Source organism: Micromonospora citrea (assembly GCF_900090315.1).
Taxonomy (GTDB): domain Bacteria; phylum Actinomycetota; class Actinomycetes; order Mycobacteriales; family Micromonosporaceae; genus Micromonospora; species Micromonospora citrea.
Genome location: NZ_FMHZ01000002.1, coordinates 3,361,757 through 3,383,045 on the forward strand (window position 1 = coordinate 3,361,757; position 21,289 = coordinate 3,383,045).

The 21,289-nt window shown below is 75.2% G+C and carries 18 protein-coding genes; 14 read left to right on the plus strand and 4 right to left on the minus strand.

The features are described 5' to 3' along the window. Positions 1 to 71: 71 nt before the first annotated feature. The 3 genes from GA0070606_RS15425 to GA0070606_RS15435 all read left to right on the plus strand — a co-directional run bounded on the left by GA0070606_RS15425 (position 72) and on the right by GA0070606_RS15435 (position 4,955). Entirely contained in the window at positions 72 to 1,913 is a 1,842-nt protein-coding gene (locus GA0070606_RS15425; protein ID WP_091100059.1) for a GTPase domain-containing protein, read from the plus strand. Then, the gene (locus GA0070606_RS15430; protein ID WP_091100065.1) at positions 1,910 to 3,595 is read left to right on the plus strand and encodes a GTPase; all 1,686 of its coding nucleotides are present in this window, start codon (positions 1,910 to 1,912) and stop codon (positions 3,593 to 3,595) included. Before GA0070606_RS15425 ends, GA0070606_RS15430 begins: the two co-directional genes overlap by 4 nt. Before the next feature lie 136 nt (positions 3,596 to 3,731). Continuing rightward, positions 3,732 to 4,955 carry a hypothetical protein gene (locus GA0070606_RS15435; protein ID WP_091100068.1) on the plus strand — a complete coding sequence of 408 codons (1,224 nt, stop codon included), beginning with the start codon at positions 3,732 to 3,734 and terminating at the stop codon, positions 4,953 to 4,955. A 54-nt stretch (positions 4,956 to 5,009) separates the two neighbouring features. Here GA0070606_RS15435 and GA0070606_RS15440 read toward each other — a convergent pair whose 3' ends face one another. Continuing rightward, the gene (locus tag GA0070606_RS15440) at positions 5,010 to 5,768 is read right to left on the minus strand and encodes an SDR family NAD(P)-dependent oxidoreductase (RefSeq protein WP_091100071.1); all 759 of its coding nucleotides are present in this window, start codon (positions 5,766 to 5,768) and stop codon (positions 5,010 to 5,012) included. A 56-nt stretch (positions 5,769 to 5,824) separates the two neighbouring features. Here GA0070606_RS15440 and GA0070606_RS15445 point away from each other — a divergent pair, with 56 nt between their 5' ends. Continuing rightward, positions 5,825 to 6,448: a TetR/AcrR family transcriptional regulator gene (locus tag GA0070606_RS15445; protein ID WP_091100074.1), complete on the plus strand. Its 624-nt coding sequence runs from the start codon at positions 5,825 to 5,827 to the stop codon at positions 6,446 to 6,448. 127 nt (positions 6,449 to 6,575) lie between these two features. On the opposite strand, the gene GA0070606_RS15450 is transcribed toward GA0070606_RS15445, so the two are convergent. Together GA0070606_RS15450 and GA0070606_RS15455 are read right to left on the minus strand one after the other, a co-directional pair. Next, complete coding sequence (locus tag GA0070606_RS15450; RefSeq protein ID WP_091100076.1) at positions 6,576 to 7,013, minus strand: VOC family protein; 438 nt, start codon at positions 7,011 to 7,013, stop codon at positions 6,576 to 6,578. Position 7,014: 1 nt separating this feature from the next. Then, a complete protein-coding gene (locus tag GA0070606_RS15455) occupies positions 7,015 to 7,590 on the minus strand; it encodes a DinB family protein (RefSeq protein ID WP_091100080.1) in 576 nt (191 codons plus the stop codon). Positions 7,591 to 7,651: 61 nt separating this feature from the next. Between GA0070606_RS15455 and GA0070606_RS15460 the strand changes: the two genes are divergently transcribed. Next, on the plus strand, positions 7,652 to 8,611 hold the full coding sequence (locus GA0070606_RS15460; protein WP_091100083.1) for a helix-turn-helix transcriptional regulator: 960 nt from the start codon (positions 7,652 to 7,654) through the stop codon (positions 8,609 to 8,611). Between the two features lie 53 nt (positions 8,612 to 8,664). Here the strand turns inward: GA0070606_RS15460 and GA0070606_RS15465 are convergent, their stop codons facing one another. Beyond that, positions 8,665 to 9,255, minus strand: coding sequence for a phosphatase PAP2 family protein (locus tag GA0070606_RS15465; protein ID WP_245724696.1), 591 nt, complete (start codon positions 9,253 to 9,255; stop codon positions 8,665 to 8,667). A gap of 395 nt (positions 9,256 to 9,650) precedes the next feature. Between GA0070606_RS15465 and GA0070606_RS15470 the strand changes: the two genes are divergently transcribed. From GA0070606_RS15470 to GA0070606_RS15505, 9 genes are all read left to right on the plus strand, one after another. Continuing rightward, complete coding sequence (locus GA0070606_RS15470) at positions 9,651 to 11,087, plus strand: serine hydrolase domain-containing protein (protein ID WP_091100089.1); 1,437 nt, start codon at positions 9,651 to 9,653, stop codon at positions 11,085 to 11,087. After that, a complete protein-coding gene (locus tag GA0070606_RS15475; protein WP_091100092.1) occupies positions 11,084 to 12,070 on the plus strand; it encodes a sensor histidine kinase in 987 nt (328 codons plus the stop codon). The genes GA0070606_RS15470 and GA0070606_RS15475 overlap by 4 nt, the downstream gene beginning before the upstream one ends. Beyond that, positions 12,067 to 12,726, plus strand: coding sequence for a response regulator (locus GA0070606_RS15480; protein ID WP_091100095.1), 660 nt, complete (start codon positions 12,067 to 12,069; stop codon positions 12,724 to 12,726). Before GA0070606_RS15475 ends, GA0070606_RS15480 begins: the two co-directional genes overlap by 4 nt. Before the next feature lie 72 nt (positions 12,727 to 12,798). Next, entirely contained in the window at positions 12,799 to 13,377 is a 579-nt protein-coding gene (locus tag GA0070606_RS32530; RefSeq protein WP_176737329.1) for a hypothetical protein, read from the plus strand. Between the two features lie 713 nt (positions 13,378 to 14,090). Beyond that, complete coding sequence (gene pdhA / locus GA0070606_RS15490; RefSeq protein ID WP_091100103.1) at positions 14,091 to 15,266, plus strand: pyruvate dehydrogenase (acetyl-transferring) E1 component subunit alpha; 1,176 nt, start codon at positions 14,091 to 14,093, stop codon at positions 15,264 to 15,266. Then, the gene (locus GA0070606_RS15495; protein ID WP_091100107.1) at positions 15,266 to 16,255 is read left to right on the plus strand and encodes an alpha-ketoacid dehydrogenase subunit beta; all 990 of its coding nucleotides are present in this window, start codon (positions 15,266 to 15,268) and stop codon (positions 16,253 to 16,255) included. The genes pdhA and GA0070606_RS15495 overlap by 1 nt, the downstream gene beginning before the upstream one ends. Positions 16,256 to 16,260: 5 nt before the next feature. Continuing rightward, positions 16,261 to 17,736: a dihydrolipoamide acetyltransferase family protein gene (locus GA0070606_RS15500; RefSeq protein ID WP_091100111.1), complete on the plus strand. Its 1,476-nt coding sequence runs from the start codon at positions 16,261 to 16,263 to the stop codon at positions 17,734 to 17,736. A gap of 220 nt (positions 17,737 to 17,956) precedes the next feature. After that, a complete protein-coding gene (locus GA0070606_RS32535; RefSeq protein ID WP_165947779.1) occupies positions 17,957 to 18,094 on the plus strand; it encodes a hypothetical protein in 138 nt (45 codons plus the stop codon). Positions 18,095 to 18,439: 345 nt separating this feature from the next. After that, positions 18,440 to 21,226: an LppU/SCO3897 family protein gene (locus tag GA0070606_RS15505; RefSeq protein ID WP_091100114.1), complete on the plus strand. Its 2,787-nt coding sequence runs from the start codon at positions 18,440 to 18,442 to the stop codon at positions 21,224 to 21,226. Positions 21,227 to 21,289 lie beyond the last annotated feature (63 nt).

The following is a 21,289-nucleotide window of genomic DNA, read 5'->3' on the forward strand; positions in this document are numbered from 1 at the left end:
CCGACCCGACGCAAGTCACGGTTGCTACCGATCGGTTGTCTTCCCTTGCGTCGGTCGGGCACGCTTTAGCGGTGACGACGCACGGCGATTCCGCCACCCAGGCCGGCGCGCCCACCGTCGCAGCCCGCACCGGCCCCACGGACGCCGGGGAGGACCGGCCCGCCACCACCGGGGACGACAGCCTCCCCGCCGCACTGGCCGGCCTGCGCGCCGCGATCGGGGCCGCCCGGTTCCCGCTGGCGCTGCCCTCCGCCGAGCCCGCCCGACGGGCCGCCGGAAGCCTCACCGACCAGCTCGACGACTACCTGCTCCCCCGGCTGCGCCGGCTCGACGCGCCGCTGCTCGTGGTGGTCGGCGGGTCCACCGGCGCGGGCAAGTCCACCCTCGTCAACAGCCTGGTGCAGGCGCGGGTGAGCGCCGCCGGGGTGCTGCGGCCCACCACCCGTTCCCCGGTGCTGGTGTGCAGCCCCGCCGACTCCGGCTGGTTCCGCCAGGGTGAGCTGCTGCCGGGCCTCACCCGCACCAACGAGCCCAGCGAGGACCCGCGCACCCTGCAACTGGTCACCGCCCCGGCCCTGCCGCCCGGGCTGGCCTTCCTCGACGCCCCCGACATCGACTCGGTGGTCGGCGCCAACCGGGCGCTGGCCGGCCAGCTCCTGGCGGCGGCGGACCTGTGGCTCTTCGTCACCACCGCCGCCCGCTACGCCGACGCGGTCCCCTGGGAACTGCTGCGCAGCGCCCGGGCCCGGGGCGCGGTGATCGCCATGGTGCTCGACCGGGTGCCCCCGGAGGCGGCCGACGAGGTCGCCGCCCACCTGTCGGAGATGCTCGCCGCGCAGGATCTCGGCGCGGCCCCGCTGTTCGTGCTGCCCGAGACCTGGGTCGACGGGCAGGGCCTGCTGCCCGACCGGGTCACCGCGCCGCTGGCCGCCTGGTTCGCCCGGCTGGCCGCCGACGCCGACGCCCGGGCGGCCGTGGTCCGGCAGACCCTCGACGGGGCGCTCGCCGCGCTCCACCCGGCGGCCGAGGAGCTGGCCGACGCCGCGGAGGAGCAGGTGACCGCCGCCGACGCGCTCGACGAGCGGGTGCGGGCCGCCTACCGGGGGGCGCACCGGACCGTCGAGCAGGGGCTGCGGGACGGCCGGCTGCTCCGGGGCGAGGTGCTCGCCCGTTGGCAGGAGTTCGTCGGCACCGGCGAGTTCTTCCGCACCCTGGAGGCCCGGATCGGGCGGCTCCGCGACCGGGTGGTGGCCGCCGTCACCGGTCGGCCCGCGCCCGCGTCCGAGCTGCGCGAGGCGATCGAGTCCCAGCTCGTGACCCTGCTGCGGGGCGTCGCCGCCGAGGCGGCGGAGAACGCGTACACCGGGTGGAAGGCGCATCCGGCCGGGGCGGCGCTGCTCGAACCGGGGCTCGCCCATCCCGCCGCCGACCTGCCCGAACGCGCCGAACGCCTGGTCCGGGAGTGGCAGCGCGGCGTGCTGGAGCTGGTCCGCGCCGAGGGCGGCGACCGGCGCTTCGTGGCCCGCACGGCCGCGTACGCGGTGAACGCCACCGGGCTCGCCGTCATGATCGCGGTGTTCGCCTCGACGGCGTTCATCCCCACCGGGCTGGAGGTCGCCACCGGGGCCGGCACGACCGTCGCCGCGCAGACCGTGCTCCAGGCGATCTTCGGCGACCAGGCCGTGCGTACGCTCGCCGCCAAGGCCCGGGCCGACCTGTTGGAGCGGGTGCGGGCGCTGCTGGACGACGAGGCCGCCCGCTACCTCGCCCGGACGGCGGAGGCCCGGCCCGCCGCGGACACCGCCGAGGACCTGCGCCGGGCCGCCAACCAGGTGGAGATCGCCCGGCACCGCAGCGGCCTCGCCGACGCGGACGCCGCGAGCCTCCCCGGCACCGAGGGCGGAGAGCGATGACGAACATCGTCGGGCGGATGCGCGAGGCGTTCCGTGGCGACCGGCGGGTCGACGCCGACGCGCTGATCGGCCGCCTCGACGCCGTACGCCGCTTCCTCGCGGTCGTCGACGGCCACCTGCCGGATTCGCAGTTCGTGCCGGCACACACCCTGGTCGAGCGGGCCGGCACCCGGCTGGCGCTCTCCCGCGACCACACCGTGGTGGCCCTGGCCGGCGCGACCGGCAGCGGCAAGTCGAGCCTGTTCAACGCGCTCGCCCGGATGGAGCTGTCCCCGGTCGGGGTGCGCCGCCCCACCACCGGCGTCACCCACGCCTGCGTCTGGGGGCCGCTCGACGGCGGCAACCGGCTGCTCGACTGGGTCGGCGTGCTGCCCCGGCACCGGTTCGTGCGGGAGAGCGTGCTCGACGGCGACGACGAGTCCGCTCTGCACGGGCTGATCCTGCTCGACCTGCCCGACTTCGACTCGGTGCAGCGGTCCCACCGGCTGGAGGTGGACCGGCTGCTCGGCCTCGTCGACCTGGTGGTGTGGGTGGTCGACCCGCAGAAGTACGCCGACCGCGTCATCCACACCAGCTACCTCCGCGAGTTCCACCGGCACCGCGACGTCACCCTGGTCGTGCTCAACCAGGCCGACCGGCTGCCCCCGGCCGAGCTGCCCCGCGTGCTGGCCGACCTGCGCCGGCTGCTCGACTCCGACGGCCTGGCCGGCGTGCCCCTGCTGGCCACCACCGCCGTGGACCCGGCGGGCATGCTCGGGCTGCGGGAGGCGCTGGAACGGACGGTGGCCGAGCGGCAGGCCGCGCTGCGCCGACTCCAGGGCGACGTGGACACCGTGGTCGCGGGGCTCGACGAGCTGGTGGGGGCCGCCTCGCCGCCCGCCGGGCCGGACGACGCCGCCGTCGCCGACCTGCACCGGGCGCTGGCCGGCGCGGCCGGGGTGCCGGCCGTCGCCGAGGCGGTCGAGCAGGCGTACCGGCACCGTGGCGGCGCGGCCACCGGCTGGCCGCTGGTCCGGGGCTGGCGCCGCCTGCGGCCCGACCCGCTGCGCCGCCTGCACCTGCCCGGCCCGGCCGGCGAGCGGGACGAGCCGGCGGAGAGCCTGGTCGCCGCGACCTCGGTGCCCGACCCCACCGCCGCCCAGCGCTCCGCGCTCGGCCTGGCGATCCGGTCGGTGGCCGACCGGGCGGGCGCGGACCTGCCCGCCTCCTGGCCGGCCGCGGTCACCGCCGCCGCCCGGTCCCGCCTCGGCGACCTGCCGGACGCGCTGGACCGCGCGGTCGCCGGCACCGACCTCGGCATGGACCGGCGGCCGATCTGGTGGCGGATCGTCGGCGGCCTCCAGTGGCTGGTGACCCTGGCCGCGCTGGCCGGGCTCGGGTGGCTGGCGCTCGGCTACGCGCTGCGCGCGCTGGGCCTGCCCGCGTTGGACAACCCGACCGTGGGCGAGGTGCCGCTGCCCACCCTGCTGCTCCTCGGCGGCCTGCTCGCCGGGCTGCTGGTGGCGGCCGTGACCAGGCCGGTCGTCCGGTGGGCGGCCCGCCGCGCCCGCCGCCGCGCGCGACGACGGCTCACCGACGCGGTGACGGCGGTCGGCGAGGAGCACGTGCTGGCCCCGGTGCGGGCGGTGCTCGCCTCCTACGCCGAGGCCCGGGCGGCCCTGCGGGACGCCGCCGGCGACTGAGGCGGGGCAACCCCGCCCCGCGCTGCCGCGTCCCGGGGCGGCCGGCCGCCCGGCGCGCGGGCGGGCGCCGCGACGCGGGGCGGCGCTCCGGGTCGCTCGTACCGTCCGGAGGCGGGCGGCGGCGTAGGGTCGGTGGATGGGAACGCCTCAGACCCCGTACGACGCGGTGCTGCACGCCGCCCGTGACGTGGCCAAGCTGGAGAACGCCCTCGACGCGGAGATGCTCGGCGCGGCCCTGCTCGGCAGCGTCTACGCGGTCGCGGAGACCGACCGCGACGCCGCCGTCCGGGACTTCGTGACCGGCTTCCTGGCCGCCACCTCGCGCCGCCGCTCGGCCGCCGCGACCACCATCCGCCCGGTCTTCGCCGCGCTGGTGCCCGACGCCGACGGCGCCGCCCGGGTCCGTCCCGGAGCCACCGCCCCCGACTGGGCCGCCCACCTCGGGCGGGTGCACCTCACCGGCTGCTGGTCCTACGGCGACGTGTACGGCGACCAGACCTCCTACCTCGCGACCTTCGCGTACGACGATCCGGCCGGCGGGCCGGCGCACGCGGTGGTGACGCTGCTCGACCACAACATCGGCATCACCAAGGACGTCTTCGTCGGCGGGCCGCCCGAGCGGATCCTCGACCAGGTGCGGCAGATGTGCGCCGGGGACGAGCTGACCTGGTTCCGCGAGGAGGAGCCGGCGCGGATGCACGCCGAGGTGGGCCGGCATCTGGCGATCACCGACGGGATGGGCGAGCTGCCCGGGGAGGGCTCGCTGGCCACCGACCGCGCCCTGCTCGGCGCCCGGCTGGCCCGGCTGCCCCACCCCACCCGCAGCGTGCCCGCGCCCGCCGCCGAGCCGCTCACCGCCGCCGAGCGTACGGAGCTGATCCGCCGGTTCCTCGCCTCGCCCGAGGCGACCCGGTTCGGCCTGGACGCCGTCGACGGGGCTGAGCTGGCCTCGCTGCACTTCTGCCTGAGCCTGCTGCTGGACCACGCGGCCAGCTTCCCGGACGCCGACCCGATGCGGTGGAGCCCGACCGTGGCGGGGCTGTTCCTGCTCGACTGGGTGCACCGGCGGGCGGTGCTGGACATGGACGACGCCGCCCTGCTGCCCCGGGTGCTGCGGTCCTGGGCCGCGTACGCCGCCCGCAAGCGCGGGCTGCCCGAGCGGGCGGCGGCGCAGACCGACACGGCGATCGAGGAGATGGTGCCGGAGTTCGCCCGCCTCTACAGCACGGGCGAGCGGCGCAGCCCCGCCACCGCCGCCGTGGCCCAGTTGATGGCCGACGGCGTCGACCCGGACGACCCGGCCGCCCTGGACGCCTGGATCGAGGCCAACCGGCACCGCCTGGCCGACGACGGCGCCTGACGGTTCCCGCGCTCCGGGCGCCCCTGACGTACTCCGTCAGGGGCGCCCGGAGTGTCACAGGGCCGAGCCGCCGGTGGCGTCGACGACCTGGCCGGTGACCCAGCGGGCCTGTTCCGAGGCGAGGAACCGCACCACGTCGGCCACGTCGTCGACGGTGCCGACCCGGTTGAACACCGACAGCGCGGCGGCCGACTCCCGGGCGTCGCCCTGGAGCCAGCCGGCGTTCATGTCGGTGTCGATGATGCCGGGCATCACGGCGTTGACGGTGATGCCGCGGGCGGCCAGGGTCGGGGCGAGGGCCAGCGTCAGCGCGTTCAGCGCCGCCTTCGTCGCCGAGTAGACGGGATGCGTCGGGGCGGCGATCCGGGTGTAGCCCGTCGAGATGTTGACCACCCGCCCGCCGTCGCGCATGTGTGGCCACAGCGCCTGGGTGAGGAAGAGCGGGACGGTGAGGTTGATCTCCACCGTCCGCCGGTAGGTCGCCTCGTCGATCGAGCCCAGCCGCTGGGACTCGGCGATGCCGGCGTTGTTGACCAGGACGTCGATCTCGCGGCGCCCGACGGCCTGCTCGACCTGGTCGAGGAACGCCGTGGCGAGCCGCTCGGCCGCGGTCGCGCCGTCCGCGTCGAAGCCGGCCTGGACCAGCACCGGCACCGCGCCGGAGCGGCGGACCAGCTCCGCGGTCTGCCGGGCGGCGGCCTCGTCGCGCGTGTAGTGGACCCCGACCACCTCCGCGCCCGCGTCCGCCAGCGCCACCGCGATGGCCCGACCGATCCCCCGCGAACTGCCCGTCACCAGCACCGATCGCCCCATGACCCCTCCTTTTGTAGCAGTCACTACAGAAACTGGCGACTACTATAGTGGTCGCTATGAAAAGCGGGAAGCGGGGGCCGGGCCGACCCCGGTCCTTCGACCAGGAGCAGGTCCTGGAGCAGGCCACCCAGGTGTTCTGGGCGCACGGCTACGAGGGCGCCAGCCTCGCGATGCTGCAGGCCGCCACGGGCCTGAACCCGCCGAGCATCTACCACGCGTTCGGCTCGAAGGCCGGGTTGTACTCGGCCTGCCTCGACCACTACGTCTCGAACGTCCGGCAGCAGACGAACGCCGCGCTCACCCGGGAGGTCGCCGACCGCGCCGGGCTGGCGGAGTTCCTCCTCAGCGCGGCACGGCAGTTCACCGACGCCGGATGCCCGGGTGGGTGCATGATCTCCACGGCGGCGCTCGAACTGCCACCACAGTCGGACCCCGTCGCCCGCGCCGTCGCCGGCCGGCGCGACACGACCCTGGGGCTCCTCACCGACTACTTCCGGCGCGCCCAGGCCGCGGGCAACCTCGACACCGGAGCCGACCCGCGGGCGCTCAGCCGGTACTTCGGCGCGATCATCCAGGGCATGTCGGTGCAGGCCCGCGACGGCGCCACGGCGGACGAGCTGACGGCCGTGGCCCACATCGCGCTCACCGCCTGGCAGGAGCCGTCCGCGGCCCGCCGGTAGCGGTCGACCTCCCGCCCCTCAGGCCCGGCCGCCGATGCCGACTCGGCGGCGGCGTCGGCTCGGCGGCGGTGCTGGCTTCGCGGCGGCGTCTGCCTGGCCGGTGCGGACGGCACCGCCGCCCGGCCGATCAGTCGAGGCAGAACTCGTTGCCCTCCGGATCGGCCAGCACGATGTGCCCGGCGTCGAGCGGCGGCGCGGGCTCGAAGCGGCCGAGCCGGGTGGCGCCACGGGAGACGAGCCGCTCGGCCTCCGCCTCCAGGGCCGCCATCCGCGCGTCGCCCGTCAGCCCGGGAGCGGCCCGCACATCGAGGTGTACGCGGTTCTTCGCCCGCTTGCCCTCCGGCACCCGCTGGAAGAACAGCCGGGGCCCCGTACCCTCGGGATCGAGCACCGCCGAGGCGTCGTTGCGGCGCTCGGGCGGCACACCCATCGCCTCCAGCGCCTCATCCCACGACTCGAAACCCGAGGGCGGGCCCTGCACCCGGTAGCCGAGAGCATCGGCCCAGAAGGCGGCCAGCGCGGCCGGGTCGGCGCAGTCGAACGTGATCTGGACGTCGCGGGCCATCTCAGCTCGCCTCCCGTCGGTGGGTGTGCAGGTAGAGATCGCGGAGCAGGCACACCTCGGCCAGGTGGTGGATCAGCTCGCGGTTGACGTGCAGCACCAGCGCCGCCAGCGGACGCTCGGCGTACGGCCCCTCCGCCGCTCCGCACGGGCGGGACAGGCCGGATTCGCCCAGGGACTCGACCCCGGCCAGCCAGGTGGCGTACTCCGCGTCGAGCTGGGCCAGCGCCCCGGCCGCGGTCGCGGCGTACTCGAAGGACCCGTAGTCGGCGGGTGCGCGACCGAAGTGCGCGGCGTTGCGGGCCGCGAGCACGCCGACGATCACGTGCCCGAGTCGCCAGGCGATCGTCGTGAGCGGCGGCGGGTCGGGTTGCGGCACCGCGAAGTCGATGGTCATCGCGCCGGACCCGACCCGCAGCGGCGCGGTGCCGGTGCCGCGCGGGCGCACGCTCCAGCAGCCGGGCACCGGCTCCCAGAGGTACTCGTCGTCGGTGAGACCGTCGAGACGGGCGCGGAGCTGGTTGGTCCAGTGCCAGGTGAGCTGCTCGCGGAGCAGCGGGTTCCAGGGCTGGTCGGTCATGGACACATCCTCCCGAAGATAGCGGACAGGATCGTTCCGCGATCTGTGGAACGCTGACCGCATGACCGTCGAGGCGACGACCGAGCGGGTCCTGCGGCTGCTGATGTTGCTGCAGCGCCGGCCGTCCTGGACCGCCGCCGCGCTCGCCGCCGAACTGGGGGTCACCGACCGCTCCGTACGCCGCGACGTGGAACGGCTGCGCGCGCTCGGCTACCCCGTGCACGCGACGGCGGGCGTCGGGGGCGGCTACCAGCTCGGCGCCGGCACCCGGCTGCCGCCGCTGCTCCTCGACGACGAGGAGGCGATCGCGACGGCGGTCTCCCTGCGACTGGCGTCGGGCGGCACGGTCGCCGGGGCTGGCGAGGCGGCACTGCGGGCGCTCGCGAAGCTCGACCAGGTGATGCCGTCCCGGCTGCGCGCCGAGGTGCGGGCCGTGCACGACGCCACCGAGACCCTCGTCGGCCCCGGTGTCGAGATCGACGCCGAGCTGCTGGTGACGCTGGCACGGGCCTGCCGCGACGCCGTACGGGTGCGGTTCCGGTACGCCGGCCGCGACGGCGGGGAGCACGAGCGCACGGTCGAGCCGGTACGGATGGTCACCACCGGCCGCCGCTGGTACCTGATGGCCTGGGACGTCGACCGCGCCGACTGGCGCACGTTCCGGCTGGACCGGATGCGCGCGGTGACGGCGACGACCTGGCGGTTCCGGGCGAGGGAGCATCCCGATCCGGTGGCCCACGTGCAGCGGTCCGTCACCGAGGCGCCCTACCGGCATCTCGCCCGGGTGCGGTTGCGCGCCCGGGCCGACCGGGTGCGGGAACTGGTGCCACCGCAGGTGGGGCGGGTCGAGGAGGACAGCGACGGGTGGTGCGTGCTCGTCGTCGGCGGGGAAGACCTGGACTCGCTCGCCGTGCACGTGGCGCGGCTCGGCTTCGAGGCGGTGGTGCTGGAGCCCCCGGAGCTGCGGGAGGCCACCACCCGGCTCGCCCGCCGCCTCGCGGCGATGGCCGGGACCGACTGACCCGGCCGGGCCCGCCACACCGCACACACCCCCTCGACCCACCGACGGGCGGCTCAGCCCAGGACGGCGAAGACGAACCCCGCGACCAGGGCGCCGAGCAGGCCGCCCGCGAGCACCTGGGGCACCGTGTGGTCGCGCAGGCGGACCCGGGACCAACCGACGAGCACGAGCAGCGGCGCGGTCGCCAGCAACGCCGCCCCGAACGTCGACACCAGCACGACGACCGTGCCGGCGGCGACCGCCGAGTGGATCGACATCTTCCACCAGTGGCTCACCGCCACGGCGACCACCAGACCGACCAGGCCGGCGGCGGCCAGGGCCAGCACCGGGCGGGGCGCCCCGAGCACCGCGAGCAGGGCCAGACCGGCGGCCACCGAGCAGAGCCCGAACAGCAGCGGGACGCGGCGCTGCTCGCGGACCCCCACGTGGTGGTCGGTGAACCGGCCCCGACGCACCCCGCCGACGATGTACGCGAACGGGATGCCGCTGACGAAGAGCGTGGCGAGCAGCCCCCAGGCCAGCCCGTGGACGCCCCGCGCGCTGTGCCAGCCGACCGCCACGGTCAGCAGGGAGACCAGCACCGCCGGGGCGGTCAGCTCGGTGACGAGCCGGGCGATCCGCAGCGTACGTCCGGGGCGTGGCACGGCTGTCGGGCCGGTCGAGGGTCCTGTGCCCGTGCCGCCCGCTCCGCTCAGCGTCCCGCCTCTGCTCCGCCCCGGGCCGTCGCCCGGAGCCACCCCGGCCATCCACCGGCGACCCGGCCGGACCGCGCCCGGTGCCTGATTCCGCCGCCGACCGTCACCGTACCCGCGCGACCGGTCGTCCCGACGAGCATCCGTGCTGCCGGGGCCGCGACGTGCGGCTCGTCCGGTCCGACAGGTTCCTCGGCAGCGGTCCGGTCATCCTCCGACAACGTCGATCACCATGATCCGGCCAGGCAGCCGCCCACCGCCGAGGATCCCAGTTCCTACTTTCGTCAGGGGTGGTGGGGGCACTTGGTCGGATAATTTCGCGGCACAGGATTCCTAGCGTTTCGCCCATGAAACGAAAGCACCTGAGCTGGGCGCTGTTGCCGCTCCTCCTCACCCTTGTCGTGACCCCTGGCGCAACTGCCAACGCGGCCGTCGAGCCCTCTGCTGCGGCGATCGACGCGTACGTCGCCAGGGCCATGGAGGCCAAGGCGCTACCGGGTATCTCGGTCGTGGTGACCCACGGGGGGAAGGTCGTGCACGCCGGCGGGTACGGGCACGATTCGGCGGGCGATCCCGTCACCGAGCGCACCCCGATGCGGGTCGCCTCGGTCAGTAAGTCCTTCACGGCCATGGCGGTCATGACGCTGGTCGACGAGGGCAGGATCGCGCTGGACGAGCCGGTCGCGCAGCAGTTGCCCGACTTTCGCATGGCCGATCCCCGGGCTGGCAGGATCACGGTGCGGCATCTGCTGAACCAGACGTCGGGCCTGTCCGACGGCAGGGTCGACCTTCGCGCGGCGGAATCCGCGACGGATCTCGCCAGCTACGTGGCTGCGCTGCGGTCTGGCGCCGTGGCCGCCGACCCGGGCACCCGCTGGGCGTACTGCAACGCGAACTACGAGGTGGCGGCCAGGCTCGTCGAGGTCGCCAGCGGCGTGAGCTTCGGTGAGTACCTGGAACAGCGCGTCTTCGGGCCGCTCGGGATGACCGACAGCGCCGTCGGGGACCAGACGGTCAAGCCGGCCAAGGGGTTCAACTCGCTGTTCGGAGTGTGGGTGTCGCGGCCGGAGCTACGCGACTTCGAATACGCCAGTGGTGCGGGTGGCGTCGTCACGAACGCGGCCGACATGGGTCAGTGGTTGATCAGCCAGACCGGCGGCGGCACCCAGCTGGTGCGCCCGGAAAGCCTCGCGACCATGCACACCGCCTCGAAGGTGCGCGACTACGGCATGGGTTGGGGGCGCGAGACCGTGCACGGCGCCGAACTGCTCGTGCATTCCGGCAACCTGTTCACCTACAGCGCCGTCGAGGCGATCGACCCGGCGACGGGGTACGGGTTCGCCGTGATGGCGAACAGCGCCGGCCTCTACGACGACACCTACGAGGTGTTGACCGGCCTGGTCGCGTTGAGCCAGGGCCGGACCCCGGAGTCGCCGGGCGGGCAGCGACAGCTGGTCGAACTGGCGCTGGGCCTGATCGTGCTGGCAGCGGTGGGTCTGGGCGTGCTCGGCACGCTGCGCTCGCGGCGCTGGGCGGGCCGGCACACCGGGCGTCCGGCCTGGCGCATCGGGCTGCGACTGGTCCCGGCGCTGCTGCCGCTGGTGCTGTTCGTCCTGTACCCGGAACTGGTCTCGTTCCTCATGAACGGCCGGACGGTCACCTGGGCACAGGTGACGTACGCGGCCGCGCCGCTGACGCTGGCGTTGGCCGTCGCGGCCCTGGCGGGTGTCGTCACCAGCGTGATGCGGCTACGCGGGCTGCGATCGGTAGCCTCGGCCCGGTGAGCAACCGTGCCATGTTGGCGGCGATCGCGGGCGTCGGCGTCGTCAACGGCCTGCACATCGACCATGTGCCGACGTGGCGACAGCTGCTCTTCGTCGTGCTGGCCGTCGCCGCCTATCTGCACGGACGGTACCGGCCGGCGCGGCACGACTGGGTGCTGCTGACGGCTGCCGCGGTCCCGGCAGTGGTCCACCTCGTACCCGACGTCTGGCGTGGTGCCGGAGCGCTGATGGCCCTCGGCCTGTTCGTGGTGCTGCCGTGGCTGGCCGGTCGCTTCCGGCGGCAGCAGGCCGAACTGGTGTCCGCCGGCCGGGAACGGGTCGCCCGGTTGGAGCGCGAGCAGGAACTGGTCGCGGAGCACGCCAGGCTCCGCGAACGGGCCCGCATCGCCGCCGACATGCACGACTCGCTCGGCCACGAACTGGCGTTGATCGCGCTGCGGGCCGGAGCCCTCGAGCTGGCCACCGGCATGACGAAACCGAACCAGGAGGCCGCGGCGGCGCTGCGGGCCTCCGCGGTCACCGCGACCGACCGGCTCCGTCGTACGGTGGGAATGCTGCGGGAGGCGGCGAGCACCTCGACCGAACCACCGGATGAGAGCGTCGAGGACCTGGTGGAACGTGCGCGTGCGGCCGGGATGACGGTCGACCTCCGTCACGAGGGACAGCGGGCGGCGTTGGCGCCGACAGTGGACCGGGCCGTGCATCGGGTGGTGCAGGAGTCGCTGACCAACGCCGCCCGGCACGCACCCGGCGCCGACGTGGTCGTCCAGGTCCGGCAGACTGCCGACGAGGTGTCTGTGACGGTCCAGGACCGAGGGGTTCACGCCCCTCCCGCACCGTCGAGGGGTGGTAGTGGTTTGGCAGGTCTGCGCGAGCGGGTGCGGCTGCTCGGCGGCACGTTGCACGCCGAGCCGTCGGACGGCGGGTTCGCCGTGACGGCACGAATCCCGCACCGCCGCACCGACGGCGAGGCACGTCGGTGATCCGGGTCCTGCTGGCAGACGACGAGGCCATGATCCGGGCAGGGATACGATCGATCCTGGCCACCGACCCCGACATCGAGGTGGTCGCCGAAGCCACCGACGGCCGCGAGGCGGTCGAGCTGGTACGCGCCCACCGGCCGGACGTCGCGCTCCTCGACATCCGCATGCCCCGCCTGGACGGCCTGTCCGCCGCCGCCGAGCTGCGTAGAGCCACCCCCGACGTCTCCGTCGTCATGCTGACCACGTTCGACGAGGACGAGTACGTCTCCAGGGCACTGGCCGAGGGGGCCGCCGGGTTCCTGCTCAAGGCCGCCGATCCGCGCGAGCTGATCATCGGGGTGCGGGCCGTCGCCGACGGCGCGGCCTACCTGTCACCGCGGATCGCGCAGAAGGTCATCGCTCAGCTGGGCGCCGGCCAGCTTTCGAAGGCTGATGCCGCACGCAGGCGCGTGGAGCAGCTGACTCCGCGCGAGCGCGAGGTGCTCGCCCTCGTCGGCCGGGGAAAGTCCAACCAGGAGATTGGCGGTGAGTTGTTCCTCGCCGAGGGCACCGTCAAGTCCCACGTCAGCGCGATCCTGCTGCGGCTCAGCCTCAACAACCGCGTCCAGGCCGCCATCCTGGCCTACGAGGCCGGTCTCGTCCGCGCCGACGGATGACCGGACGCGGCCGGGACGTCACGCGACGGACCGCGGTGGGCACCCGGATCGGCGGGGACGGCGGCCGGCAGCGTGGTTGCCGGTGGCTCGGCGGAACTCGGCCCGTCCGTGGGCACGGCGGCCGACGATCCCGGTTCGGCCGTCGGTGAGGTCGGTCGGGCCGCCGGCGAGGTCGGTCGGGCCGTCGGTGAGGTCGGTCGGGCCGTCGGCTCGACGTCCGGCGAGCCGGTCGCCGTCACCCCCGGCGACGGGCTGGGCGAGGCCGACGGGCTGGGCGACGGCGAAGGGCTGGGCGAGGGGCTCGGCGCGGGCAGCGGGACCGGCCGGTCGGCCGGCGGGCGCGGCGGGACCGCCGCGGGCGGGCGCGGCGGGCGCACGGGCGACGGCGCGTCGACCGGCGTACGGGGGACCGGGGCGGCGGGCCGCCAACTGCTCGGGGTCGCCACTGTCGGGGTCGGGGTCGACGGGGTGACCGGCGGCTGGCTCGTCACCGGCAGCGGGATCACCACCGGGCCGACCGACGGCGTCGGCAGGAACGGGGTGCCGCTGTCCGGCAGGGCCGTGCTGCCGACCGTGGCCGAGCCGGTGCTGATCGCGGCGAGGATCGGCATCGACGCGGTGCCGGCGAGCAGCGCCACGGTGAACAGGTAGCCCCGGGGTGGCCCGCCCGAACCGGGTGCCCGGTGCGCGCCGACCATCCGACGGTAACCGCCCGCCCGGTGCCGGCCGAGGAACGGGGCACCAGGGCCTTCACCTGGATCGGACACCGCACACTCCTCCTCGTCGGCCTCCCGCCGGGCGGGGAAGCGGTGGGAACCACCCGTCCGCGCGGCCCGCCGACCGCTCGGCGCGTCGGCGACCGACCGGGAACCCGGGGGCCAGCGCGGTGCGGCCGGAAACGGCAAACCGCTCGACCTGGGCGAACCCGCGACAATCAGCCTGTCCCAGTGACGCTCTGTCGGCCAACCCTGCACAGCGTGTCGACACGCGTATCTGGCCGAACGGTGACGAACCATCGCCGGATCGGCCGCGCGTCGATGGAACGGACGCCCGGCGCTTCGTGCAACGAAGCGGACCGCCGGCCGGTGCGGGGCGGGCGTACTGTGGGCGCGCTCACGTGTGATGCGAATATGGACCACGACGGCAACGCAGCCACGACCTCCGCGCACCCTCGCGGCAGGCGCGGCTGGGCGCCGGCGCTCCCGAACCGGGTTCGGCCAAGAATCCGGCTTCACGCCGCGCGGCAACCCCCACCGGGGCTAGGCGCGGCCGCCAGGAACCGGTCCGGCACCAGCCGGACAGGCGCACGAGTTGCGCGGCCGGGTGACCCCCCGGTGCCGACGCAGACAGACAGGGAGAGACGGATGGCAAAGGGCGACCCCGGGGTCTCCAGCCGCGGCCGACGGGCCGCACCCCGGTCCAGGAAGGGCGCGACCGGCGACCCGCAGCTGGTGCAGCTGCTCACCCCCTCCGGTGAGCGCATCGAGAGCGCGACCGGCCCGGACGGGACGGAATACCGCGTCGACTTCACCGACGAGGAGTACCGCGGGCTCTACCGCGACCTCGTGCTGGTCCGCAAGCTCGACGCCGAGGCCACCGCGTTGCAGCGCCAGGGTGAGCTGGGACTGTGGGCCAGCCTGCTGGGCCAGGAGGCCGCCCAGGTGGGTTCGGGGCGCGCGCTGCGTACCCAGGACATGGCCTTCCCGACCTACCGGGAGCACGGCGTCCTCTACTGCCGGGGCATCGACCCGATCATGCCGCTGGGCCTGTTCCGGGGCGTCGACCAGGGCGGCTGGGACCCGAACGAGTTCAAGTTCAACATGTACACGATCGTGATCGGGGCGCAGACCCTGCACGCGACCGGGTACGCCATGGGCGTCCACATGGACGGCAAGACCGGCACCGAGGACGGCGAGGCGGTGATCGCCTACTTCGGCGACGGCGCCACCAGCCAGGGCGACGTCAACGAGGCGTTCGTCTGGGCCAGCGTCTTCAACGCCCCGCTGGTGTTCTTCTGCCAGAACAACCAGTACGCCATCTCGGAGCCGCTGGAGCGGCAGACCCGCGTGCCGCTCTACCAGCGGGCCGGCGGCTTCGGCTTCCCCGGTGTGCGGGTGGACGGCAACGACGTGCTCGCGTCGTACGCGGTGACCCGGCACGCGCTGGACAACGCCCGGCTCGGCCAGGGCCCCAGCCTGATCGAGGCCTACACCTACCGGATGGGGGCGCACACCACCTCCGACGACCCGACCCGCTACCGGATCGCCAGCGAGGTCGAGGCCTGGCAGGCCAAGGACCCGATCGCCCGGATGAAGGCGTTCCTGGAGAAGCAGCGGATCGCCGACGCGGACTTCTTCGCCGCCGTCGACGAGCAGGCCCGCACCGAGTCGGTGCACCTGCGCGAGCGGGTGCTCGCCATGCCCAACCCCGAGCCGGTGACGATGTTCGACCACGTCTACCCCAACGGGTCCCCCGAGCTCGACGAGCAGCGGGCGCAGTTCACGAAGTACATGGAGTCGTTCGAGGGGAGCGCCCACTGATGGCCACGGAGACGCTCACCCTCGGCAAGGCCCTCAACACCGGTCTGCGCCGGGCCCTGGAGAACGACCCGAAGGTCGTCATCATGGGCGAGGACGTCGGCAAGCTCGGCGGCGTCTTCCGGATCACCGACGGCCTCCAGAAGGACTTCGGCGACCAGCGGGTGATCGACACCCCGCTCGCCGAGTCCGGCATCATCGGCACCGCGGTCGGCCTGGCCATCCGCGGCTACCGCCCGGTCTGCGAGATCCAGTTCGACGGCTTCGTCTACCCGGCGTACGACCAGATCGTGTCGCAGGTGGCGAAGATGCACTACCGCTCGCAGGGCAAGGTCAAGATCCCGATGGTGATCCGGATCCCGTTCGGCGGCGGCATCGGCGCGGTCGAGCACCACTCGGAGTCGCCGGAGGCCTACTTCGCCCACACCGCCGGCCTCAAGGTGGTGAGCTGCGCCAACCCGCAGGACGCGTACTCGATGATCCAGCAGGCCATCGCCTCGGACGACCCGATCGTGTTCCTGGAGCCGAAGCGGCGCTACTGGGAGAAGGGGCCGGTCGAGCTGGACGCCCCGCTGTCCGAGGCGTACCCGCTGCACGCCGCCCGGGTCGTCCGGCCCGGCGCCGACGCCACCCTGCTGGCGTACGGGCCGATGGTGCGCACCTGCCTGGACGCGGCGACCGCCGCCGCCGAGGACGGCCGCGAGCTGGAGGTCATCGACCTGCGCTCGATCTCGCCGCTCGACCTGACCGCCGCGTACGAGTCGGTGCGGCGCACCGGCCGCTGCGTGGTCGTCCACGAGGCCCCAGGCAACCTGGGCCTGGGCTCGGAGATCGCCGCCCGGATCACCGAGGAGTGCTTCTACTCCCTGGAGTCCCCGGTGCTGCGGGTGACGGGCTTCGACACCCCCTACCCGGCCTCCCGGGTGGAGGAGGAGTACCTTCCCGACCTCGACCGGGTGCTCGACGCCGTCGACCGCACCTTCGGCTGGTGAGCGGCATGTCGCGGATCAAGGAGTTCAACCTTCCCGACCTGGGCGAGGGCCTGACCGAGGGCGAGATCCTCGCCTGGCTGGTCAAGGTCGGTGACGTCATCGAGCTGAACCAGCCGATCGTCGAGGTGGAGACGGCCAAGGCGGCCGTCGAGATCCCGGCGAAGTGGGCCGGCCAGGTGCAGGCGATCTTCCACCCGGAGGGGAGCACTGTCGAGGTCGGCACGCCGATCATCGCGATCGACACCGACCCGGGCGCCGGGCCGATCGAGCCGTCGACGACCGGTGCGCCGGCCGCCGACCTGCCCACCCCGTCGGCGGCGTCGCTGGCGGCGGTGGAGGTCGCGCCGGCCGAGGGTGCGGTCGAGCCGGGCCTGATCGGCGGTCCCGCCCCGGGTGGGCGTACCGCCGTGCTGGTCGGCTACGGCCCGCGGACGGCGGCGGCCAAGCGGCGCCCGCGCAGGGGCGACGCCCCGGTGCCGGCCCAGGCCGCGGCCCCGGCGGCCCCGGTCGCACCCGCGGCCCCGGTCGCGCCGGTCGCGCCGTCGGCCCCGGTGAGCACGGCGCCGGCGAACGGCCACGGCCGGGCCGGCGGTCCGGTGCTGGCCAAGCCGCCGGTACGCAAGCTCGCCAAGGATCTCGGCGTCGACCTCTCCACGCTGACCGGCTCGGGCCCGCTGGGCTCGATCACCCGGGAGGACGTGCAGCGGGCGGTGGCGGGCGCGACCACGACGGCGGCCGAGCCGCTCGCGGCGGCGGCTCCGGCGGCGGCGAGCTTCGGCGCGGACCGCGAGCAGCGCATCCCGGTCAAGGGGGTACGCAAGCTCACCGCCGAGAACATGTCCCGCTCGGCGTTCACCGCCCCGCACGTGACGGAGTTCCTGACCGTCGACGTGACCCGGGCGATGAAGGCCCTGGACCGGCTCCGCAACCGGCGGGAGTGGCGCGACGTGCGGGTCTCGCCGCTGCTGCTGGTCGCCAAGGCGGTGCTGCTGGCGGTCAGGCGGCACCCGATGGTCAACTCGACCTGGGCCGGCGACGAGATCGTGGTCAAGGAGTACGTCAACCTGGGCATCGCGGCGGCCACCGAGCGCGGGCTGATCGTGCCGAACATCAAGGACGCCGGTCGGCTCTCGCTGCGCGAGCTGGCGGACGCGATGACCGACCTGGTGCAGACCGCCAAGGCCGGGAAGACCTCGCCGGCCGACATGTCCGGCGGCACGCTGACGATCACCAACGTCGGCGTGTTCGGGGTGGACACCGGCACGCCGATCCTGCCCCCGGGCGAGTCGGCGATCCTGGCCTTCGGCGCCGTACGCGAGATGCCCTGGGTGCACAAGGGCAAGGTGAAGCCGCGTCAGGTCACCACGCTGGGCCTGTCGTTCGACCACCGCATCATCGACGGCGAGCTGGGCTCGAAGTTCCTGCGCGACATCGGGGACTTCCTGGCCGATCCGGAGGCGGCGCTGCTCGCCTGGACCTGACCGGTCTCGACACCAGCCACGGCCGGTGTGCCAAGGGTGAACGCCCGGCACACCGGCCGTGTCCGTTGGGAGACAGAACCTTCGGATCTCGGCTCCGCTGACCTTCGATCATTAGGCTCGTGTCCCAGCTCACCTAATAATCGATGGAAGTTGGGGCCGCGTTGCGGTTCAATAGAGACATCAAGGGGCTGACAACCGAATAAGCCAGGAGGAGAGACCCGTGAGCATGATCGAGCGAATCCGCAACCGCCGCGACGCCAACCGCCGCGCCCGCGCCATCGAGCACGCGCTGCGTTCCGCCAACTCGCCCGCGGTCCGCGAAGAGATCCTCGCCATCGCCCAGCGTCACATGAGCTGACGCCCAGAACCTTCCTCACCTCCTCCAGATCGATGGCCCACCCGGTCCGCCCGGGTGGGCCATCGGCGTTCCCGGGCCGACTGAGACCGGGATTCCACCTCGCCGCAGCGCCCGGTACGGTGGGCTTCGGTCGTCGTCCGCGACCCCGGAGCAGGTCGAGTCGATAGAAGCCGCTCGACACCACCCGGCCACGCGGAGTGACGGCCGACGCTCCCCGGAAGCCCTCGGGCGGCCACCGGATACGGTGCGGGGAGCCGGCACGGCCGGTACACCGGCGACGCCGGCCACCCTGCCGAGCAGACCGATCGGCAGCGGCGGCCGACAGGTGATGGAGGAGGCGCACGCATGACGTCCGAGGGCACGCACCACCCCGGCCAGCAGCCGGACGAGGTGTCGCCGGGCGCCGGCGGACCGGCGCCGTACGGCGACCGCCCGGCGCAGCAGGGCAACGGCTACGGCGCCCCCGACCTGGGCTGGGCGCCTCCGCCGCCGTCGGGACAGCCGAACCCGCCCGCCTGGGCCGCCCAGAACGAGCAGCAGCAGCCGGGCCCCGCCTGGGGCGCCGCGCAGGCCCCGCAGCAGAGCGACCAGGCCCCGCCCGCCGCCTGGGGCCCGGCCGGCGGCTCCCCGCAGCCGGCGTGGGCAGGCGCACAGGGCGAGCAGGCCGGTCCCGCGTGGGCCGCCGCCGCCCCGCCGCCGCACGCCGCCGACCAGCCCGAGTGGGCCCAGGGCGAGCAACCCTCGCCGGCCTGGTCGCAGCCCGAGCCCGCCGCGCGCGGCGCCGCCCAGGTGCCGCAGGCCACCCCGGCCCCGCAGGCCTGGCCCGCCCAGCAGGACGACCCCGCCCGCTCCGGCGGCTGGAACGCCGGCCAGCAGGACGACCAGGCCCGCTCCGGCGGCTGGAACGCCGGCGGCGAGCAGCGCGACGCGCAGCCCGAGTGGGCCCAGGGCGAGCAGCCCTCCCCGGCCTGGTCACAGCAGCCCGAGCCCGCCGCGCGCGGCGCCGCCCAGGTGCCGCAGGCCACCCCGGCCCCGCAGGCCTGGCCCGCCCAGCAGGACGACCCCGCCCGCTCCGGCGGCTGGAACGCCGGCCAGCAGGACGACCAGGCCCGCCCCGGCGGCTGGGCCGACGACGCCGCCCCCGGCGACCGGTCGCAGCACGACGACCCGAACCGCTCCGGCGGCTGGAACGCCCAGCAGGACGACCCGAACCGCTCCGGCGGCTGGAACGCCGGCGGCGAGCAGCCGCCGGGCGCGTCCTGGGCTCCGCCGCAGGACGCGCAGCCGCAGGGCGACGAGTGGCCGGCCCGGGACGAGCCGGTCCGGGTCCGGGGCGCCGCGTCGGTACCGCAGCAGTCCGACGACCGGGACGCCAACGGCTGGGGTCCGGCCGAACCGGCCTCCACCCCGCCCGCCCGGGCGGCCGTCGGCGTCCCCGGCGACGGCGGCCCGCAGTGGGGCAACGGGGCGGAGAGCCTGCCGCAGCGGGCCGGCACCAACCCGGTCGTGCCGGACGTCGAGCCGTGGTCGGCGGACGAGGCGTGGGGCCGCGCCGAGACGGGCGAGCCGGCCGCGAGCCGGGCCGGCAACGGCTGGGAGGCGGACCGCGCCGAGGAACCGCCGATCTACCAGCCCGCCCCGGGCCCCGGCATCTCGCCGGCCAACGCGGTGCCGCTGCCCCCGCAGGAGCAGCGGGTGCCCGGCGCCAGCCTGGCCGCCGCCCCGCCGGCCGACTACGCCCCGCCGGCCCAGTTCGCGCCAGAGCAGTCCGCCCGGGACGGCGGTCTGCCCGCGTACGACCAGGAGCAGCCGGCCTGGGCCCAGGCCGGCTCCCGGCACGACGAGCCGCAGTCCCCCGCCGGGCCGGTGGTCCCCTCCCCGCGCACCTCGCCGGAGGCCGGCGGGCGGGCGTCCGTGCCGGCGCCGGAGGGTGCCGACGCGGCGGCCGGCAGCGTCTCGGCGAGCGCCGCGGTGCCGCTGGCCAGCCGCGTGATGCCGCCGACCGACCAGGCTCTGCGACCGGGCGGCACGCCCGCGCCGCAGCCCCGGGTGTACGGCCGGCCCGCCCGCCCGGATGCGGCGGACGAGCCTGAGCGGGGCGAGCCCAACGGGCACCTGCCGGACCACGCGCCGCCGCGCTTCGACCAGGGCCCCGAGCCGCGCATCGCCCAGGACCCCGGCGCGCGGTTCGGCCAGGGGCCGGACGCGCGGTTCGACCAGGACACCCGCTTCGGCCAGGCGCCGGACAACCGGTTCGACCAGGACACCCGCTTCGGCCAGGCGCCGGACAACCGATTCGACCAGGACACCCGCTTCGGCCAGGCGCCGGACGCCCGGCTCGACCAGGACACCCGCTTCGGCCAGGCGCCCGAGCAGCGGTTCGACCAGGGGCAGGAGACGCGTTTCGACGAGCGGGACCGGGGACCGGCCGCCTTCGGCGCGGCCGCGCCGGCCGCCCCCGCGTCGCCGGCGGCACCCCCGGCCTTCCCGCCGGGCGTACCGTCCTTCGTCGACGCCCCGGCGAGCGACCGGCCCGTGAACGGGGTCCGGCCGCACGGCAACGCTGACCGGCCGGAGGAGCACTTCGGCGCCCCGGCCGCCGGTGCCGCCGTTGGCGGGCCGCCCGGCTACGGGCCGGCGCCGACGGCCGAGCCCGCGCCGGGTGGCGCCTTCCCGGCGGCGTTCCCGCCGCCCGGGCAGCAGCCCGGGCAGCAGCCCGGCCCGTCCTGGGACCAGGGCGACGCGGACCGGGAACAGGGTCGGTTCGACTCGTTCAAGCCGATCGCCGAGCCGAAGACCGAGGCGCCCCCGCCGAAGGTCCGCAACGGGCGGGTGCTGGCCGCGGTGCTCGTCGCCGCGGTGCTGATCCTGGCGGTGCCGCTGGGCCTGCTCATGCTCCTCGGCAAGGTCGGCGGCGCGGAGGAGACCCCGGCCTTCGACCCGGCGGTCGGCAGCTGCGTCAAGCAGTCCGGCGCGGGCGCGGCGGCGGCGGACTGCGGCGAGGCCGGCGCCTTCACCGTGGTCTCCAAGGTGGACGCCAAGGACAAGTGCGCCGACCCGGCCCAGCCGCACGTGGTGCTCCCCGGCGACGGGGCGAACCGGGTGCTCTGCCTGAAGCCGGCCGGCAAGTAGCCACGCCACGACGGCGGGCCACGGACTCCCGTGGCCCGCCGTCGTCGCGTCCGGCCCGGTGTG

What these genes read in the sequence shown, in the direction of transcription:
- pdhA (WP_091100103.1), top strand. Translation starts at nt 14,091, where the DNA reads ATGGCAAAGGGCGACCCCGGGGTCTCCAGCCGCGGCCGACGGGCCGCA.
- GA0070606_RS15455 (WP_091100080.1), bottom strand. Translation starts at nt 7,590, where the DNA reads ATGACCGACCAGCCCTGGAACCCGCTGCTCCGCGAGCAGCTCACCTGG.
- GA0070606_RS15430 (WP_091100065.1), top strand. Translation starts at nt 1,910, where the DNA reads ATGACGAACATCGTCGGGCGGATGCGCGAGGCGTTCCGTGGCGACCGG.
- GA0070606_RS15440 (WP_091100071.1), bottom strand. Translation starts at nt 5,768, where the DNA reads ATGGGGCGATCGGTGCTGGTGACGGGCAGTTCGCGGGGGATCGGTCGG.
- GA0070606_RS15495 (WP_091100107.1), top strand. Translation starts at nt 15,266, where the DNA reads ATGGCCACGGAGACGCTCACCCTCGGCAAGGCCCTCAACACCGGTCTG.
- GA0070606_RS15450 (WP_091100076.1), bottom strand. Translation starts at nt 7,013, where the DNA reads ATGGCCCGCGACGTCCAGATCACGTTCGACTGCGCCGACCCGGCCGCG.
- GA0070606_RS15445 (WP_091100074.1), top strand. Translation starts at nt 5,825, where the DNA reads ATGAAAAGCGGGAAGCGGGGGCCGGGCCGACCCCGGTCCTTCGACCAG.
- GA0070606_RS15460 (WP_091100083.1), top strand. Translation starts at nt 7,652, where the DNA reads ATGACCGTCGAGGCGACGACCGAGCGGGTCCTGCGGCTGCTGATGTTG.
- GA0070606_RS15435 (WP_091100068.1), top strand. Translation starts at nt 3,732, where the DNA reads ATGGGAACGCCTCAGACCCCGTACGACGCGGTGCTGCACGCCGCCCGT.
- GA0070606_RS15470 (WP_091100089.1), top strand. Translation starts at nt 9,651, where the DNA reads ATGAAACGAAAGCACCTGAGCTGGGCGCTGTTGCCGCTCCTCCTCACC.
- GA0070606_RS15505 (WP_091100114.1), top strand. Translation starts at nt 18,440, where the DNA reads ATGACGTCCGAGGGCACGCACCACCCCGGCCAGCAGCCGGACGAGGTG.
- GA0070606_RS15500 (WP_091100111.1), top strand. Translation starts at nt 16,261, where the DNA reads ATGTCGCGGATCAAGGAGTTCAACCTTCCCGACCTGGGCGAGGGCCTG.